This is a genomic window from Massilia sp. CT11-137, from assembly GCF_047302885.1.
GTDB classification, from domain to species: domain Bacteria; phylum Pseudomonadota; class Gammaproteobacteria; order Burkholderiales; family Burkholderiaceae_D; genus Telluria; species Telluria orientalis.
In genome coordinates this window covers 1,988,784-2,006,009 of sequence record NZ_JBKYMP010000001.1, presented here as the reverse complement: position 1 = coordinate 2,006,009, position 17,226 = coordinate 1,988,784, and the positions used below count along the sequence as shown (strand labels likewise).

Annotated in this window: 11 protein-coding genes; 4 read left to right on the top strand and 7 right to left on the bottom strand. The window is 66.3% G+C overall.

Annotation, left to right across the window (positions count from 1 at the left end):
• Position 1: 1 nt before the first annotated feature.
• The 4 genes from ACEN98_RS08990 to ACEN98_RS08975 form a co-directional block, all read right to left on the bottom strand.
• The gene (locus tag ACEN98_RS08990) at positions 2-2,650 is read right to left on the bottom strand and encodes a molybdopterin-dependent oxidoreductase (RefSeq protein WP_413383586.1); all 2,649 of its coding nucleotides are present in this window, start codon (positions 2,648-2,650) and stop codon (positions 2-4) included.
• Positions 2,650-3,378, bottom strand: coding sequence for a 4Fe-4S dicluster domain-containing protein (locus tag ACEN98_RS08985; protein WP_413383584.1), 729 nt, complete (start codon positions 3,376-3,378; stop codon positions 2,650-2,652). Before ACEN98_RS08985 ends, ACEN98_RS08990 begins: the two co-directional genes overlap by 1 nt.
• Before the next feature lie 79 nt (positions 3,379-3,457).
• Positions 3,458-5,122, bottom strand: coding sequence for a 2-isopropylmalate synthase (leuA, locus tag ACEN98_RS08980; RefSeq protein ID WP_413383582.1), 1,665 nt, complete (start codon positions 5,120-5,122; stop codon positions 3,458-3,460).
• Between the two features lie 370 nt (positions 5,123-5,492).
• Positions 5,493-8,723, bottom strand: a complete 3,231-nt coding sequence (locus ACEN98_RS08975) for an error-prone DNA polymerase (RefSeq protein ID WP_413383580.1) — start codon at positions 8,721-8,723, stop codon at positions 5,493-5,495.
• Positions 8,724-8,801: 78 nt separating this feature from the next.
• Here ACEN98_RS08975 and ACEN98_RS08970 point away from each other — a divergent pair, with 78 nt between their 5' ends.
• Together ACEN98_RS08970 and ACEN98_RS08965 are read left to right on the top strand one after the other, a co-directional pair.
• Positions 8,802-9,584, top strand: a complete 783-nt coding sequence (locus ACEN98_RS08970) for a PhzF family phenazine biosynthesis protein (RefSeq protein ID WP_413339545.1) — start codon at positions 8,802-8,804, stop codon at positions 9,582-9,584.
• A gap of 45 nt (positions 9,585-9,629) precedes the next feature.
• Positions 9,630-10,019, top strand: a complete 390-nt coding sequence (locus ACEN98_RS08965; RefSeq protein ID WP_413383577.1) for a VOC family protein — start codon at positions 9,630-9,632, stop codon at positions 10,017-10,019.
• Positions 10,020-10,034: 15 nt separating this feature from the next.
• On the opposite strand, the gene ACEN98_RS08960 is transcribed toward ACEN98_RS08965, so the two are convergent.
• The 3 genes from ACEN98_RS08960 to ACEN98_RS08950 all read right to left on the bottom strand — a co-directional run bounded on the left by ACEN98_RS08960 (position 10,035) and on the right by ACEN98_RS08950 (position 11,708).
• Complete coding sequence (locus tag ACEN98_RS08960) at positions 10,035-10,433, bottom strand: VOC family protein (RefSeq protein ID WP_176936259.1); 399 nt, start codon at positions 10,431-10,433, stop codon at positions 10,035-10,037.
• A gap of 140 nt (positions 10,434-10,573) precedes the next feature.
• Positions 10,574-11,542, bottom strand: a complete 969-nt coding sequence (locus ACEN98_RS08955; RefSeq protein WP_413383574.1) for a threo-3-hydroxy-L-aspartate ammonia-lyase — start codon at positions 11,540-11,542, stop codon at positions 10,574-10,576.
• 40 nt (positions 11,543-11,582) lie between these two features.
• Positions 11,583-11,708 carry a hypothetical protein gene (locus tag ACEN98_RS08950; protein WP_413383572.1) on the bottom strand — a complete coding sequence of 42 codons (126 nt, stop codon included), beginning with the start codon at positions 11,706-11,708 and terminating at the stop codon, positions 11,583-11,585.
• Between the two features lie 457 nt (positions 11,709-12,165).
• On the opposite strand from ACEN98_RS08950, the gene ACEN98_RS08945 reads away from it, so the two are divergent.
• Positions 12,166-14,565 (top strand): VPS10 domain-containing protein, encoded by a 2,400-nt coding sequence (locus tag ACEN98_RS08945; RefSeq protein WP_413383570.1) that lies wholly within the window; start codon positions 12,166-12,168, stop codon positions 14,563-14,565.
• A gap of 264 nt (positions 14,566-14,829) precedes the next feature.
• Positions 14,830-17,220 carry a TonB-dependent receptor plug domain-containing protein gene (locus ACEN98_RS08940; protein WP_413383568.1) on the top strand — a complete coding sequence of 797 codons (2,391 nt, stop codon included), beginning with the start codon at positions 14,830-14,832 and terminating at the stop codon, positions 17,218-17,220.
• The last annotated feature ends 6 nt before the right edge of the window (positions 17,221-17,226 follow it).

The following is a 17,226-nucleotide window of genomic DNA, read 5'->3' as shown; positions in this document are numbered from 1 at the left end:
CTTACACCTTGCGCACGCTGCAGACCGTGTCGAACCACGACTGCATGCCCACCAGCGGCGCCGGGTTGACGGGCAGGATGGCGTTGATGTTCACGCCGTTGCCCCGCCCGCCGTTGCGCGCGTCCCACCACACGCCGTTCGTGAGGTCGTCGACGCGCGGCGCCGGCGCAAGGCTCTTGCGCATCGGCGCCTGGCCGGTGGCATCGAGCACGGCGTCGCGCGCGCCCGCGCGGCCCTGCGCGGCGCGCCCGCCCACCTGCCAGCCCAGCGAGTTCGACACGGCCAGCACCTTCGGATGGATGGCGTCGGTGACGAACACGCGGATGCGCGCGCGGCCCACGACCTCCTCGCGTCCCGCGGGCGCGGCCTTGAAGGCGACGTCGCCCAGTGTGCCCGAGCGGGGGCGGTAGGTCGTCAGTTCGACCATGTCGCCGGACTTCACGCCGATACGCCGCGCGACCTTGGGATGCATCCACATCGGGTTGTCGTGCACGATCTCGGACAGGTATTTTTGCGACGCCGTGCGGCCCTGCGTGTGCACGTTCCACTTGAACGTCGTCAGGACGAAGCGGTCGTCGGCAAGCCGGTCCAGGCCGGGCACGGGGTGGAATGCCGGCATGCCGTCGTCCGCCATGCCCGCCTTCGTCGCGACCTCCGCCACTTCCGGCGCGAGGATCTCGAAGCGGCGCGACGGCGTGGCGAACCCGCGCAGCGGCTCGCCCTTCACCATCATCCCGATGGCGCGCTCCTTGCCCGTCTTGTCCATCTTGAGAATGCGGCCCGTGCCGTCGACGCGCGTACCGTCCAGTTGCGCGGCACCGAGCCTGCGGCGGTACACTTCGTAAGTCTTGGGCTGGCTCGTGTCCACATGCACGCCGTAGTGCTTCATATAGTCGAAGCCCGACGCGAACGTGCGGCCGTCCGGACCTTGCGTCGGCAGCTTCGAACACTGCGCGCGCACGAAGTCCTCGTGCGCGCCGAACGCGAAATACTTCGCCTGCTCCGGCGCCAGGCGCCGGCCCACGTCGAACAGGACCTCGGGGAAGGACCGCGCCTCGCCCGGCGGCGCCGTCATCGGCTGGCGCAGCATCACGTAGTGCTGCAGCTCGAGGTTGTTGCGGATGTCCATGCCCCACCGTTCGAGATAGGTCGCATCGGGCAGGATCAGGTCGGCCCAGTGCGCCATCTCGGAATACACGATGTCCGAGCAGGCGTGGAACGGGATCAGCTTTTCGTCGGCCAGCACACGGGCGGCCGTCGCGCGGCCCTCCGGCCACGTCATCGGGGACACGATCGTGTAGCTCAGGTAGACGTCGAGCTGCGCGCGGCCCTGCTCCAGGTAGTCGTACACGACCTGGCCCACCTTCATCTTCTGCCACCGGTTCGCCAGCGGCCACTCCGGCGGGTCTTCCAGGTCGGTGCGGATCCTGACCTTGGGCGGCTCGGGCTGCGGCGCCGGGTACTTCGCCGGCGCCAGCTTCTCCTCGAGCCCGTAGCAATAGCCGCCCGGGCGGCCGACGGAACCGACCAGCGCATTGAGCATGACGACGGCGCGTTCGTTGTTGAAGCCGTTGTAGTGCGCGCCCGTGCCGCGGTTGGTGAAGGCGGCGACGGCGGGACGCGCGCGTGCGAACTCGATCGCGATCCGTTCGATGTCCGCAGCCGGCACGCCCGACTGGGCCTGCGCCCACGCCGGCGTGCAATCCTTCAGCCACGTGCGCAGCTGCGCCTCGCCGGGCTGCACGAAGTCCTCGATGAAGGCGCGGTCGTGCAGGTTCTCGCGCAGGATCACGTGCGCCATCGCGAGCGCGATCGCGCCTTCGGTGCCCGGATGCGGCTGGAACCATTCATCGCTGCGGCCCGCGGTATTCGACATGCGCACGTCGAACGTCACAAGCTTGGCGCCGTGGTCGAAGCGCGCCTTGACGACGCGTTTTACCAGATGCAGGCCGCCTTGGTGGGCCTCATAAAAATTGGCGCCGAAGTTCAGGAAGTAGCGGCAGCGCTCGGCGTCGATCGATTCCCAGTCGGTCTCGCCCAGGCTCACGTAGTTGGCGGCGCGCTTGTTCGACGAACACAGCGCGCGGTGGTTCAGCAGGACGGGCGAGCCGACCGCGTTCAGGAAGCGTGCGAACTCCGCCTCGTAGCGCGAGCGGCCCTGGTGGATCGCCACGCGCTCGGGGTGACCGTCCGCGATGCTCTTGCGGATGCGCGCCGCGATCTCGTCGTACGCCTCGTCCCACGTGATGCGCTTCCACAGGCCCTCGCCCCGCTTGCCCACGCGCTTGAGCGGGTACAGCAGGCGCTCGGGATACGTGTTGATCGTGGGACCGCTCTGCCCCTTCGCGCACGTCATGAAGCTGCCGAGGTTCGGATCGAGCGGATTGCCGCGGATCTTGACGACCTTGCCGTCCTCGACGAACCCCTCGATGCCGCACACGGTGGAGCAGTTCAGGCACACGCTTTTCACCGCCGTGGCCGTGCGGTAGTCGACGTGCCGCTTGCGTGCCTTGCCGTCCGCGCCGGTCGCGTAGTTCAATGGCTCGGCGGCGGCGGCCGCAGCATCGCCCGGAGCGAGCAGGATGGTCTCGCCGACGGCCAGCGTGGCCAGCGCGCCGAGACCGGACTTGAGGAAACCGCGTCGTTCCATCACTTGCCTCCCTTCGGTTTGGCCGTCGCGTTGCCGACGACGGTGCCGTAATCGGCGCGCAGCTCCGCCCACGTGTCGATCTCGTACGTGAACGGATCGTGGTTGCGGCCCTTCGGCAGCTTGTTCTCGACGGCGCGCGGCACGACGGTGCCGATGCCGCGGTAATGCACGGCCGGCCTCGTGCCCTCCTGCGGCTTGAGCACGGCCAGCTCCTTCCCGTGCCGCGCGTTGAAGCGGCTCACGGCGCTGCCCGGGTCGTTCAGGTCGCCGAACGCGAACACGTCGGCGGGACACGCCTCCACGCACGCCGGCTGCATGCCGGCGTCGAGCCGGTGACTGCAGAAGTCGCACTTGTCCGCGACCTGCGCGACCGGATCGATGTGGATGGCGCCGTACGGGCACGCGGCGATGCAGTCGCGCGACCGGTCGCAGCTGTCCACGTCGATGCGCACGACGCCGTCCGCGTCGCGGCGGATCGATTCGGTGGGACACGCCTTCAGGCACGGCGCGTCCTCGCACTGCATGCACAGGGCGGGCAGGAACGCGCGCTTCGGCGTGACCTTGCCGGCGGCGTTCTTGCCGTGGAAGTCGTGGTAATAGACCTTGGTGCGGAACATGCCGAGGTAGACCGAGTTCTCGACCTTGCAGGCGACGGAGCAGGCATGGCAGCCGATGCAGCGCTCGGTGTCGATGGCCAGGCCCCAGTGCGGAGTTTTTTCAGGTGTCATGGCGTGAAGAATGGTGGACCGCGCGGGCGCGAAACCCACGATGATAAACGATCGCGCCGCGCGGCCCCTTCACAACGTGTTACGCCGCGGCCGCGAAGTGGCGGTTCACGCCACTGAGGATCGCCCGGAACGACGCGGTCATGATGCTGCCGTCCACACCGACGCCGAACAGCGAACCGCCGCTGCCGACGCGCAGCTCGACGTAGCACGCGGCCTGCGCATCGGCGCCGCGGCCCAGCGCGTGCTCGTGGTAATCCATCACCTTGACGTCGAGGTCCAGCGCATTCACGAACGCGTCGATCGGGCCGTTGCCGATGCCGTGACGGGTCGTGCGCACGCCGTCGATCTCGATGTCGACCTCCAGCCGCGTGCCGTTTTCTCCTTCATTCGACATGGCGTGACCGCGATAGACATGACGGCCCGGGTCCAGGTACTCGCCGCGGAAGATCGCGTGGATGTCGGCGGCGGCGACTTCGCGTCCGCTGCTGTCCGTCGCGTGCTGCACGGCGCGGCTGAATTCGATCTGCAGCCGGCGCGGCAGGACAAAGCCGTATTCCTGTTCGAGCAGGTACGCGATGCCGCCCTTGCCCGACTGGCTGTTCACGCGGATCACGGCATCGTAATTGCGTCCCAGGTCGGCCGGATCGATGGGCAGGTATGGCACTTCCCAGATCGCGTCGGACTGTTGCTGCGCGAAGCCCTTCCTGATCGCGTCCTGGTGCGAGCCGGAGAACGCGGTGAACACGAGATCGCCCGCATACGGATGGCGCGGGTGGACGGGCAGCTGGTTGCAGTCCTCGACGCACTGGCGCACCGCGTCGATGTCGGAAAAATCGAGGCCCGGGTGGATGCCCTGCGTGTACAGGTTCAGCGCCAGGGTGACGATGTCCACGTTGCCGGTGCGTTCGCCGTTCCCGAACAAACAGCCTTCGACGCGGTCGGCGCCCGCCATCACCGCCAGTTCCGCCGACGCGACGGCCGTGCCGCGGTCGTTGTGCGGATGGACGGACAAGACGATGGCGTCGCGCCGCTCCAGGTGGCGGTGCATCCATTCGATCTGGTCGGCATACACGTTCGGCGTGCTGCACTCGACCGTCGACGGCAGGTTGACGATCATCCTGCGGTCCGGCGTCGGCTGCCAGATCGCGGAGACCGCATCGCACACCTCCTTTGAAAACTCCAGCTCCGTCATGCTGAACGTCTCCGGCGAGTACTCGAAGACCCATTCCGTGCCGGGCCGCGCGTCGGTCAGTTCCTTGATCAGGCGGGTGCCGTTCAGCGCGATCTGCTTGACGTCTTCCCGGGTCGCGCCGAACACGATGCGGCGGAACGCGGGCGCGATCGGATTGTAGAGGTGGACGATGGCGCGCCGCGCCCCCTGCAGCGAGTCCACGGTGCGGCGGATCAGGTCCTCGCGCGACTGGGTCAGCACCTCGATCGTCACGTCGTCCGGAATGCGGTCTTCCTCGATCAGCTTGCGCACGAAATCGAAATCCGTCTGCGACGCGGAGGGAAACGCGACTTCGATTTCCTTGAAGCCGATCTTGACGAGCTGTTCGAACATGCGCAGCTTGCGCTCCACGCTCATCGGCTCGATCAGGGCCTGGTTCCCGTCGCGCAGGTCGGTGCTCATCCAGATGGGCGGACGGGCGATGATGCGGTCCGGCCAGGCGCGGAAGGTGACGAGAGATTCGGTGGGGACGGTCGGGAAACGGCGGTACTTTGCTGCGGGGTGCGACAACATGGACGACTCCTTTTCAGGGCTGTGGGAAAACGCGGACGCGACGGGTCCCTGCCGCATGGCGCGCGCATGCGGATCACGGAATCCAGACGACGAAAATCAGAGGTGGCGGAAAGGCTGCCCGGCTGCCACGGGGCACGTGGCCAGGCAACCGGACGCTAGTCGAAAGACGGGAGAGAACATGGAATGGCGAACCTTATTCTGAAACTTCGGCGGTACGGCACGGCAGACGAACTGAGGACGAGCTGCGGGAATGGCGATTCAGGCCAGGTGCGGTAGCACTAGCGGTAGCGCTAGGGAAGTCAGAAAGGTGGAGTTCGCGGTGAGCATTCTTTTAATATAAAAAGTTTATGCCGATTGTGTCAAGCAAAACCTAGCAAAAGTCACGACTGCGCGCATCGAGCTTGCCGAGCAGGTGCGACATGTCGACGAGGCGCCTGGCGACGAGGTGACGCACTTCGCCTTCGCGCTGCCACACGCCGTACACGCCCAGCAGCGACGCGTTCAGCACTTCGCGCCGCTGCTGCTCGACGAGCTGCGGCCAGACGATCACGTTGATGTTGCCCGTCTCGTCCTCGATGGTCAGGAACAGCACGCCCTTCGCCGTGCCGGGACGCTGGCGCACGGTGACGATGCCGCAGGCGCGCGCGAGCTGGCCATTCTGGAAATCGTGCAACACGTCGGCCGGCAGGAAGCGCTGCGCCAGCAGCCGGTCGCGCAGCAGCGCCAGCGGATGGCGGCCCAACGTGAGGCCCTGCGCGCGGTAGTCGCCGACGATCTCCTCGCCCTCCTGCGGCGCGGGCAGCTCGGGCACGTCCTCGACGGGCGCCGTGGGCTTCAATAAATCCTTGTCGGGCACGGCGCCCGCCGCTTCCCACAAGGCCTGGCGGCGGTGGCCCGCGAGCGGTCCGAGCGCATTGCCGGCGGCGAGCACCTGCAGGTCGCCGCGATCGAGTCCCGCGCGGCGCGCGAGGTCGGCGACGTTCGCGAACGGCCGCAGCGCACGCGCGAGCTCGATGCGCTCCGCCGCTTCCTGCGCCATCCCGCGCAGCATGTGCAGGCCGAGGCGCACTGCGGGCTGGCCGCGTGCATGATCGTCGAGGTCTTCCAGCGTGGACTCCCAGCTGCTGATCGTGATGTCGACGGGACGCACCTCGATGCCGTGCCGGCGCGCGTCCTGCACGAGCTGCGACGGGCTGTAGAAGCCCATCGGCTGGCTGTTCAGCAGCGCGCACAGGAACGCGGCGGGCTCGTGGCACTTGAGCCAGGAACTGGCATACGCGAGCAGCGCGAAGCTGGCCGCGTGCGATTCGGGAAAGCCGTATTCGCCGAAGCCCTGGATCTGGCTGAAGATCTGCTCCGCGAACGACTGCTCGTAGCCTTTCGCGAGCATGCCGCCGACGATGCGCTGGTAGTATTTTTCGAGCCCGCCCTTGCGCTTCCACGCGGCCATCGCGCGGCGCAGCTGGTCCGCTTCGCCCGGGGTGAAGCCGGCCGCGAGGATCGCCACCTGCATCACCTGCTCCTGGAAGATCGGCACGCCCAGCGTCCGTTCCAGCGCCACCTTCATGTCCGGGCTCGGATACTTGACCGGCTCCTTCTGCTCGCGCCGCTGCAAATACGGATGCACCATGCCGCCCTGGATCGGGCCGGGACGCACGATCGCAACCTGGATCACGAGGTCGTAGAACGTCTTCGGCTTCATCCGCGGCAGCATGCTCATTTGCGCGCGCGATTCGATCTGGAAGACGCCGACCGTGTCCGCGCGGCGGATCATCGCGTACGTGGCCGGATCGTCGTGCGGGATGTCCTGCATCTCGAACGTCGTGCCATGGCGCAGGCCGACCAGTTCCAGCCCGCGGCGCAGCATCGACAGCATGCCGAGCGCCAGCACGTCGACCTTCATGAGGCCCAGTTCCTCGAGATCGTCCTTGTCCCACTGGATCACGCTGCGGTCTTCCATCGTCGCGTTCTCGATGGGGACGAGGCGCGACAACTGCCCGCGCGCCATCACGAACCCGCCCGGATGCTGCGACAGGTGGCGCGGAAAACCGAGCAGGCGTTGCGCCAGCGACGCCCATTGCTGCGACAACGGCGCATCCGGATCGAGCCCGCTCTCGGCCAGGCGGTTCAGCAGGTCGGCCTTGCCGTCGAACCAGTGGTGCTGCTTGCACACCTTGTCGACGATGGCGAGGTCCACGCCGAGCGCGCGGCCGCTGTCGCGCAGCGCGCTTTTCGGGCGGTAGCTGATGACGACGGCCGCCAGCGCCGCGCGGGTGCGCCCGTACTTCCGGTAGATGTACTGGATGACTTCCTCGCGGCGCTGGTGCTCGAAGTCGACGTCGATGTCGGGCGGTTCGTTCCTCTCCTTCGAGATGAAGCGCTCGAACAGCAGGTTGCCCCGCGCCGGATCGACTTCCGTGATGCCCAGGCAGTAGCACACGGCGGAATTGGCCGCCGAGCCGCGGCCCTGGCACAGGATGTGTTGCGAGCGCGCGTAGCGCACGATGTCGTACACGGTCAGGAAGTAGTGCTCGTAGCGCATCTCGGCGATCAGCGCGAGCTCGTATTCGATCTGCGCCTGGACCTTCGCCGGGATGCCTTCCGTGAAGCGCCGGTGCGCGCCGATCCAGGTCTGCTCGCGCAGGTAGCTCGCGGCCGTGTGGCCGGCCGGGACCACCTCGTCCGGGTATTCGTAGCGCAGCTCGTCCAGCGAGAACGTGCACAGGCGCGCGATGCGCACCGTCTCGTCCAGCGCCGCGCGCGGATAGATGTTCGCGAGGCGCACGCGCGAGCGCAGGTGCTGCTCCGCGTTCGGCGCCAGCTGGTAGCCGCACTGCGCCACGGGCTTGCCGGCGCGGATGGCCGTCATCGTGTCCTGCAGCGGTTTGCGCGAACGGACGTGCATCGTCACATGGCCGCACGCGACGATGCGCATGCCGTGCTGCCACGCCACTTCCTCGATGGTGGCGCGGTGCGCGTCGTCGAACGCGCGGTGCAGCAGCGTGAGGCCGAGCCACGCGCGGCCGGGGAACGTCTGCGCCAGCCACGCGGTCTGATGGTGCAGGCGGTCGACGTCTTCCGAAGGTTGGGCAAATGAGTGGCCCGAATACGCGGGCAGCAGGATCGCCAGGCAGTCCGGCATGCCGCGCAGGTGCTCGAGGCCTTCGGGCGGCGCATCGAAATCGGACGGATGCAGCCGGTACGTGCCCTTCTCGCTGCGCGTGCGGCCCAGCGTGATCATCTCGGACAGGTTGCCGTAGCCGTTGCGGTTTTGCGCCAGCAATAACAGGGACAACGCGCGGCTGCCATCCTCCGGATGCTGCAGATGAAAATGCGCGCCGACGATGAACGGCAGCTTGGCCCGCTTCGCTTCCGCATGCGCGCGCACGACGCCGGCCAGCGAGCACTCGTCCGCCAGCGCCAGCGCCGTGTAGCCCAGTTGCACGGCGCGGTCCACCAGTTCTTCCGCATGCGACGCGCCTTGCAGGAACGAAAAGTTCGACAGGCAAAACAGTTCCGCATACGCCGGTAGCCCTGCCGCCGCGCCCAGGTGGGGATCGTGCGTGGGTGGACTCAGGCGGGTCGGCGGAAGATTTGGCATGGCATTTCAGGCAAAATGGTGTATTATGAAATACTGTATATAAACCCAGTATATCCGACGAACCCGACCTTGCCAAATATGCACATCCATTCTTTGCGCTGCTTCAGTTCCCGTCCAGGTACCGGGAACCCGGCCCTCGTCATCGAGGACAAAGAACAAGACCCGGATGCACGCCAGGCCCTCGCCCGCGCGCGCGACACGACCTGCGTCTTCATCGACGTGGGGAGCGACGGTGCGTTGTCCGTCGATTACTACTATCCGCACAAGCGCAGCCCGCTGTGTCTCCATGCGACGCTGGCGGTGGCGGCCGTGCTGTTCGCGCGCGATCCGCACGCGGGCGCCATCGCCGTACGCACGGCGGTCGAAGGACAACATCTGGAACTGGTGCGGGGCGGCGAGGAATATTTCGTGCGATTGTCCGCGCAGCCGGTGGCGGCGCGGGACGTGACCGCCGACGTGGCGGCCGAACTGCTGGGCGTACCGGCGGCGTCGCTGGGCACGCCGCCGCGCGTGGCGTCGGTCGGCAGTCCCAAGCTGCTCGTCAAGGTGGCGGATACGGACGCTTTATATGGCCTCGCGCCCGACCTCGCACGCATCGCCGCGTGGGGCAAGGAAGCGGGCATCAACGGCATCTATGCCTGGTGCCGCCGGGACGACGGCACGTTCGAGGGCCGCAACTTCAACCACCTCGACCCGCGGCTGGAAGACAGCGCGACGGGCGTCGCGGCCGGTGCGCTGACGGCATTGCTCGGCCTGGGCATCCGGCTGCGCCAGGGTCGCGCGACGGGCGGCGATTGCCTGATCCGCACGCGCAAGGAAGGTGCCGCCATTCTCGTCGGCGGCGCGGTCGAAACCATTTGATTCGCAGGCGTTGTACCCCCCAACCCACTCATCAAGGAGACCGAAATGGAACGGAACGTCGTAGGCTGGTTCGAAATCTATGTGGACGACATGAAGCGCGCCCGCGCTTTCTATGAAGCCGTGTTCGAAACAAAACTGGACAACCTCGCGCCGGAAGGCAGCGAAGCGCCGGGCGGCCTGGAGATGTGGGCCTTCACGGGCGACCCGAACGCCGGCGGTGCGGCCGGCTCGATCGTCAAGATGGAAGGCTGCAAGGCCGGCGGCAACAGCACGATCGTCTATTTCAGCTGCGCCGACTGCGCCGTCGAGGCAGCGCGCGCCGCCGCGAACGGCGGGCGCATCTTCAAGGACAAGTTCTCGATCGGGCAGTACGGCCACATCGCCCTCGTCGAAGATACCGAGGGCAACATCATCGGATTACACTCGATGAACTGAAGTCAATAAATTAATTCAAGCCTGGGGCGCCATCCAGGCCAGTTCCCAGATATGGCCATCGAGGTCTTCGAACCCGTGGCCATACATGAAGCCGTGGTCCTGCGGCGGGCGCGGTGCGCGTCCGCCGGCAGCCACGGCTTTCGCCACCAGCGCATCCACTTCCTCGCGGCTCTCGCAGCTCAGGCAGACGAGGACTTCCGTCGCTTCCTTCGCCTGCACGAGGGGCTTGTCGACGAACGTCTTGAAGAACGGTTCCGTGAGCAGCATCGCGTAGATGCTGCCGTCCGCGATCACCATGCAGGCACCGCTCTCGTTGGTGAACTGGGGATTGAAGGTATAGCCCAGCGCCTCGAAGAACGCCTTGGATTTGTCCAGGTCCTTGACGGCCAGGTTGACGAAGATCTGCTTGTTCATGATGCCTCCTAGTGTTGGGTGAAATGGATGCCACATGCCTACGACGAACAAGGCATCACGAAATCGACATGAACACCGGGGTCAGAGCCCGATTTTGGGCAATTTCCAAAAATCGGGCTCTGACCCCGGTTTGACGCTAGTCAGCCGGCCAGGAAGCCGCTCAGCTTCGCCAGGTCGATGTTGCCGCCGCTGACGAGAATCCCGACCTTCTTGCCGCGCAACTCATCCTGCATGCGCCGCGCCGCCGCGAACCCAAGGCAGCCGGTCGGCTCCACGACGATCTTCATGCGCTCGGCAAAGAAGCGCATGCATTGCACCAGTTCGTCGTCGGTGGCCGTCAGGATGTCGTCGACATCGCGCCGGATGATCGGGAACGTGAGGTTCCCCAGGTGCTGGGTCTGGGCGCCATCGGCAATGGTCTGCGGGGTGTCGATGTGCACGATCGCGCCCGAGCGGAACGATTGCTGGCCGTCGTTGCCCGCCTCCGGTTCCACGCCGTACAGGCGGCATGACGGCGACAAGGCACGCGTGGCCAGCGCGGCGCCGGACAGCAACCCGCCGCCGCCCAGGCAAACGAAGAACGCATCCAGCGGCCCGACTTCCTCGAACAACTCCTTCGCGGCCGTACCCTGCCCCGCGATGACGTCCGGGTGATCGTACGGCGGGATCAGCGTGAGGCCGTGCTTTTGCGCGAGGTCGCGGCCGATCTGTTCGCGGTCCTCCGTGTAGCGGTCGTACATCACGACGTTGCCGCCGTAGCCGCGCGTGGCGGCGACCTTGGCGGCGGGGGCGTCCCGCGGCATCACGATCGTGGCGGGGATGCCGAGCAGCTTCGCGGACAGCGCGATGGCCTGCGCGTGGTTCCCCGACGAGAACGCGACGACGCCGGCGCGGCGCTGCTCGGGCGAGAACTTCATCAGGGCATTGCAGGCGCCGCGGAATTTAAAAGCGCCCATGCGCTGCATGTTCTCGCACTTGAAAAAGACCTGGGCGCCGAAGGCCTCGTCGACGGTACGCGACGTCAGGACCGGGGTGCGGTTGGCGACGCCGGCGATGCGGGATGCGGCCTGGACGACGTCATCGTAAGTAGGGAGCGGAATCGAGCTCATCCTGTTTTCCTTTTGGGCTGTTGGATGGCAGGCATTCTACTCAGCCCGGAATGGACGCGTCGAGGAGCGCGTATAACGCCTGCAAATCCAGCGGTTTGACGAGGTGATGGTCGAAGCCGGCGGCCAGCGAACGCCGGCGGTCGCTGGCCTGGCCGTAGCCCATCATGGCGACGAACAGCGCACCGGCCGTGGCCGGCCAAACGAAAAATCATACTGTGGCCTGGCATTTTTCACTCGCAATTCGCGTTGACAGTAGAAAATGTTGGCGTCTAGACTCAGTTAATGTTTATTAATTGTGGCGGAATATTTGGTTAATCCGGGTATCGGACGCCGAACGCTCCCGAACGGCGGAGGATCTTTCGCGGATCCGTTTCCTGGCTCGGCGATCCGGCGATCCTGTCCTGAACTGATCTGATATCGGAGCAGAGGCGGACAGCACTCGCTTTCTGACGAAGCAGGTAGCTGCGGCGTGATCGTGCGGCCTCGAAGGTATTGAATATATAAAAAACATTTGCGTTCTATAAACGTCGCGCCAGTCCGAGGGCAGTTTCGACACCCATACCTGGCGCCGTCCGCCGGCCCCGGACATTGAACCATTAATCTTGTATCTGGTAGGAGACATCATGGGAATTCAAAACAAACGACTCATCGTCCTGGCGATCATCGCAAGCCTCGCGGCAGGCTGCGGCGGCGGCGGCGGCGGCTCGAGCGGCACCGGCGGCACCGGCAGTACCGGCAGTACCGGCAGTACTGGCAGTACCGGCGGCACGGGCGGCACCGGCGGCACGGGCGGCACCGGCGGCACGGGTGGCACCGGCGGCACGACCGACCCGGGCAGCACGAGCCCAGGCACGGACGCCAGCGGCGCGGCCGCCACGTGGACGAGCGTGAAGTGGGGCGGCGGCGGCTACGTCACGGGCCTGATCTATCACCCGACGTCCGCGCACGTGCTGTATGCCCGCACCGACATCGGCGGCGCCTACCGCTGGGACGACACGTCGAAGTCGTGGACGCCGATCACGGACGGCCTCGGCTTCAGCGGTACCGAGAGCCGGTTCCACGGCATCGAAAGCATCGCCCTCGATCCGAACAACGACCAGCTCGTCTACATGATGACGGGCATGTACACGTTCGAAGGCAATGGCCGTATCTATATCTCGAGCGACCGCGGCAACACGTGGACGCACTATGACGTGCCGTTCGCGATGGGCGGCAATAACGGCGGCCGCCCGCTCGGCGAACGCCTGATGGTCGATCCGAACAAGCCGTCGACGCTGTTCTTCGGCTCGCGCGTGGCCGGCCTGTGGAAGAGCACGGATTCCGGCAAGACCTGGGCCCAGGTCACGTCGCTGTCGTCCGTCACGATGACGTCGGCCCAGGTCAAGGACGGCGGCATCGAGACGGTCGTGTTCGATACGAGCACCAAGGGCACCGGCACGGCCACGCAGACCATCTACGTGGCCATCGCGCCCGACTACGTCGCCGCGGCCGGCCTGACCTCGAACCTGTACAAATCCACCGACGGCGGCGCGTCGTGGGCACCGGTCGCGACGCCGGTCTCCGGCTTCATTCCGCATATGGTGCGCGGCGTCGACGGCACGATCTATGTGCCGTTCACCCAGGGCAGCGGCCCAGGGATCGGCGGGCCGAGCAAGCTGTACAAGTTCGACGGCACCAGGTTCGATCTGCTCAACAGCGTCGACTACGGCGGCTACGGCGGCCTGTCCGTCTACGGCAGCGGCGCGAATGCGCGCATCGTGCTGGGCGTCGCGAACACCTGGGGCTTCGGCCAGGTCGTCCAGTTGTCGGTCGACGGTGGTGCCAACTGGAAGGAAATCGAATTGGGCAAGCCGGGCGGCAGCGGCGGCGGCTGGGTGGACGACATCGAGATCGATCCGAGCAACCCCGACCACATCTCGCACGTCCATGGCGGCGGTATCCTCGAAACGCTGAACGCCTCGACGGCCACGCCGACCTGGGGCGACGCCGTCACCAATCTCGAGGAGACCGCGACCAATGCGCTCGTCACCCCGCCGGCCGGCGCGACGTACAAGTTCGTCAACAGCGCGGGCGACATCGGCACCTGGACCCAGACGGACCTCGCGACGAAACCTACCAGGGGCCCGACGCCAAACTGGAGCAGCGGCAACGCGGCCGACGTGGCATGGTCCGATCCGCAATACATCGCCGGTTCGGGCGTCGCAAACTGGCTTGATGCCAAGGGCTTCGGCTTCTGGTCCGGCGACGGCGGCGCGACGTGGGCGAACTTCGCGACCCTGCCCGCTGGAGCCAAGGACAATACGGGTGGCTCCACGACCCTGGTGGTCACGTCGCGCAACAACGTGATCTGGGCGCCGGCCAATTCCGTGCCGTCGTACACCACGAACAACGGCGCGAGCTGGACCGCAACTAACCTGCCGCCGCTGCCGAGCGTGGCCAACGGCTGGGATCGCGGCTACCGCCTGGCCGCAGACCGCAAGAACGCGAGCAAGGTCTACGCCTATGACTCGGGCGGCGCAACGTGGGGCACCGCCGGCAAGGTCTACGTCTCGACCGATGGCGGCCATACCTTCACGCTGAGCGCGGGCTCGACGGCGGCGCAACTGGCGCCGAACGCATGGTGGACCACGTCGATGGTGGTAAACCCGAACGCCGAGGGCGACCTCTGGCTGACGGACGGTAACGCCGTGTACCATTCGACGGACTCCGCGGCGACCTGGACGAAGCTGAGCGGCTTCGCGACGGTGGCGGGCAGCGGCACGACGGGGCAATCCCCGGCTGCCAGTGCCATCGCCCTGGGCAAGGCCAAGGCCGGCGCGTCGTACTCGGCCGCGGTCTACGTCGTGGGTACGAGGAGCGGCGTGTGGGGCGTGTGGCGCTCCGACGACGGCGGCGCCACCTGGTCGCGCTTCAACGACGACGCCCACCAGTTCGGCGGCATCGGAGCGATCGCGGGCGACTGGAATACCTACGGCCGCATCTACTTCAGCGGAACCGGCCGTGGCCTGATCTACACCAACTAAGGTCGGCCAGGTATCAAGGGGCAGCTTCGCGCAATGCCAGTCAGTCAAGCTGACTGGCATTTTTCATTGAGTATTTGGAAGTGATACGACGCTGTAATGGCCATTCCACGTCGGCCATCGGTCCCCGCCTTTCGACAATCACTCATCAATTCCAACACTCGCCATGAATTCCCGATATGGATGAGCTTGTTGCGGTTATGAGACGTCCAATGGTTGCCTTCATGGAAATTCATTAATATGCAATTTTTCCCTGGAGCCCACCCCTTGAAACTTACAACGATCCGCCAGTCCGTCCTGCTGGGCCTGTACGGCAGCGCGGCACTGGCTTTCGCGCCGGCCGCCTTCGCACAAAATGCCACCGCGCCCGCCGCTTCCGACGCCAATATCCAGAGCGTCAACATCGTCGGCTCGCGCCGCGTCGGCAACACGTCGTCCACCGATACCCCGGTTCCCGTCGACTACATCCCGCTGACGAAGGCCGCCGAGCAGAGCGGACAGTTCGACCTGGCCCAGACCCTGGCCAACATCTCGCCGTCGTTCAACTCGACGCGCCAGACCGGTGCCGACGGCGCCGACCTGGTCGACTCCGCCGCCCTGCGCGGCCTCGGCTCCGACCAGACCCTCGTGCTCGTGAACGGCAAGCGCCGCCACACGACGGCCCTCGTGAACCTGTTCGGCGCGCGCAACCGCGGCAACACGGGCACGGACATGAACGCGATCCCCGTCCTCGCCATCAAGAACGTGCAGGTGCTGCGCGACGGCGCCGCCGCCCAATACGGCTCGGACGCCATCGCCGGCGTCATCAACGTCGAGCTGCGCAAGGACCTGGGCTGCGAAGCGGTTGCCGGTTTCGGCGAATATTCCAGGCACGACGGCAAGAACTGGCTGGCCTCCGCGTACTGCGGCGTGGCCGTCGCGGACGGCGTGCTGGGCATCACCGGCGAATACTACGACCGCGGCCGCTCCAACCGCTCCGACCCGGGCAGCCTGCGCATCATCGGCGACACCAAGTCGAAGAACGAGACCGTCTACCTGAACGGCGAATTCCCGGTCGGCCCGGGCAAGCTGTACCTGACGGCCGGCGCCCAGACGCGCGATGCGTCGTCGGCGGCATGGGCGCGCGGCGGCATCGGTTCGGACGACATCCCGTCGCGCAACTCGGCCGCCATGTACCCGGGCGGCTTCGTCCCGTTCATCAACGGCGACATCGACGACCGCTACGGCATCATCGGCTACCGCACCCGCATCGGCGACTGGGCCAGCGATTTCTCGCAAACCTATGGCTACAACCGCATGCGCTACGACATCGCGCACACCCTGAACGCGTCGATCGCGAACCTGGACCTGATCAACGGCGGCAAGGGCATCAGCCCGTCGCAGTTCGACGCCGGCGGCTTCTCGTTCCGCCAGCTGACGACCAACGCCGACTTCAGCCGCTTCTATGACGACATCCTCGGCGGCCTGAACGCCGCGTTCGGCTTCGAATACCGCAAGGAGAACTACCAGATCTTCGCGGGCGAGCCGGGTTCGTACAACGACGTCGACGGCCTGGGCTTCGGCGGCAATGCCGGCAGCCAGGGCTTCCCGGGCTTCCAGCCGGGCGACGCCACCAACCGCGACCGTCACAGCTCCGCCGCCTACCTCGACTTCGAGGCCGACATCGCCCCGCGCACCAAGCTGCAGGCCGCCGTGCGCCACGAGCGCTACTCGGACTTCGGCTCGACGACGACCGGCAAGGTGGCCGGCGCCTTCAAGGCGACGGACGACCTGCTGCTGCGCGCCTCGGCCAGCACGGGCTTCCGCGCACCGTCTCTTCAACAGGTCTATTTCTCGTCGACCTTCACCGACTTCGTCGCCGGCGTGCCGATGGACGTCGTGCTCGCGCCGAACGGCGGCAAGGTCGCCAACGCGGCCGGTATCCCGAAGCTGCATGAAGAGAAATCGAAGAGCTACACGCTGGGCGCGACGTGGACGCCGACGAAAGCCATTTCCGTCACGGCCGACCTGTACCACATCCAGATCGACAACCGCATCGTGCTGTCGGGCCGCTTCGACGCCGACAACTACCCGACCCTGGGCGCCATCCTGCAGAACCTGGGCGTGGGCCAGGCGCAGTTCTTCGTGAACTCCGTCGACACCCGCACGCGCGGCCTGGACCTGACCGCGTCGCACCGCACGAACCTGGGCGCCGGCAAGCTGGCCACGTATCTCGCCATGAACTTCAGCAAGACCGAAGTGACGGGCGTGCATGCACCGGCCGCGCTGGCCGGCTACGAAGACGTGCTGCTGTCCGAACGCGAGCGCCTGTTCATCGAACAGGGCGGCCCGCGCCGCAAGGCCACGCTGGACTTCGACTACACGCTGGGCCAGCTGGAATCAGACTTCCGCATCATCCACTACGGTCCGCAGACGCTGGGCACGTTCTCCGGTCCGCCGGTGCCGAACCAGTACTACAAGGCCAAGACGTCGGCCGACCTCGCGTTCACGTGGTCGTTCACCGAGACGACCAAGCTGACCGTCGGCGGCACCAATATCTTCAATGTGCATCCGACGCAGCAGAATCCGGATGAGACGGACAATGGCTTCAAGTACGAGAGCGTGCAGTTCGGTCTGAACGGCGCCGCCTACTTCGCGCGTTTGTCGCACAAGTTCTAAAAACGT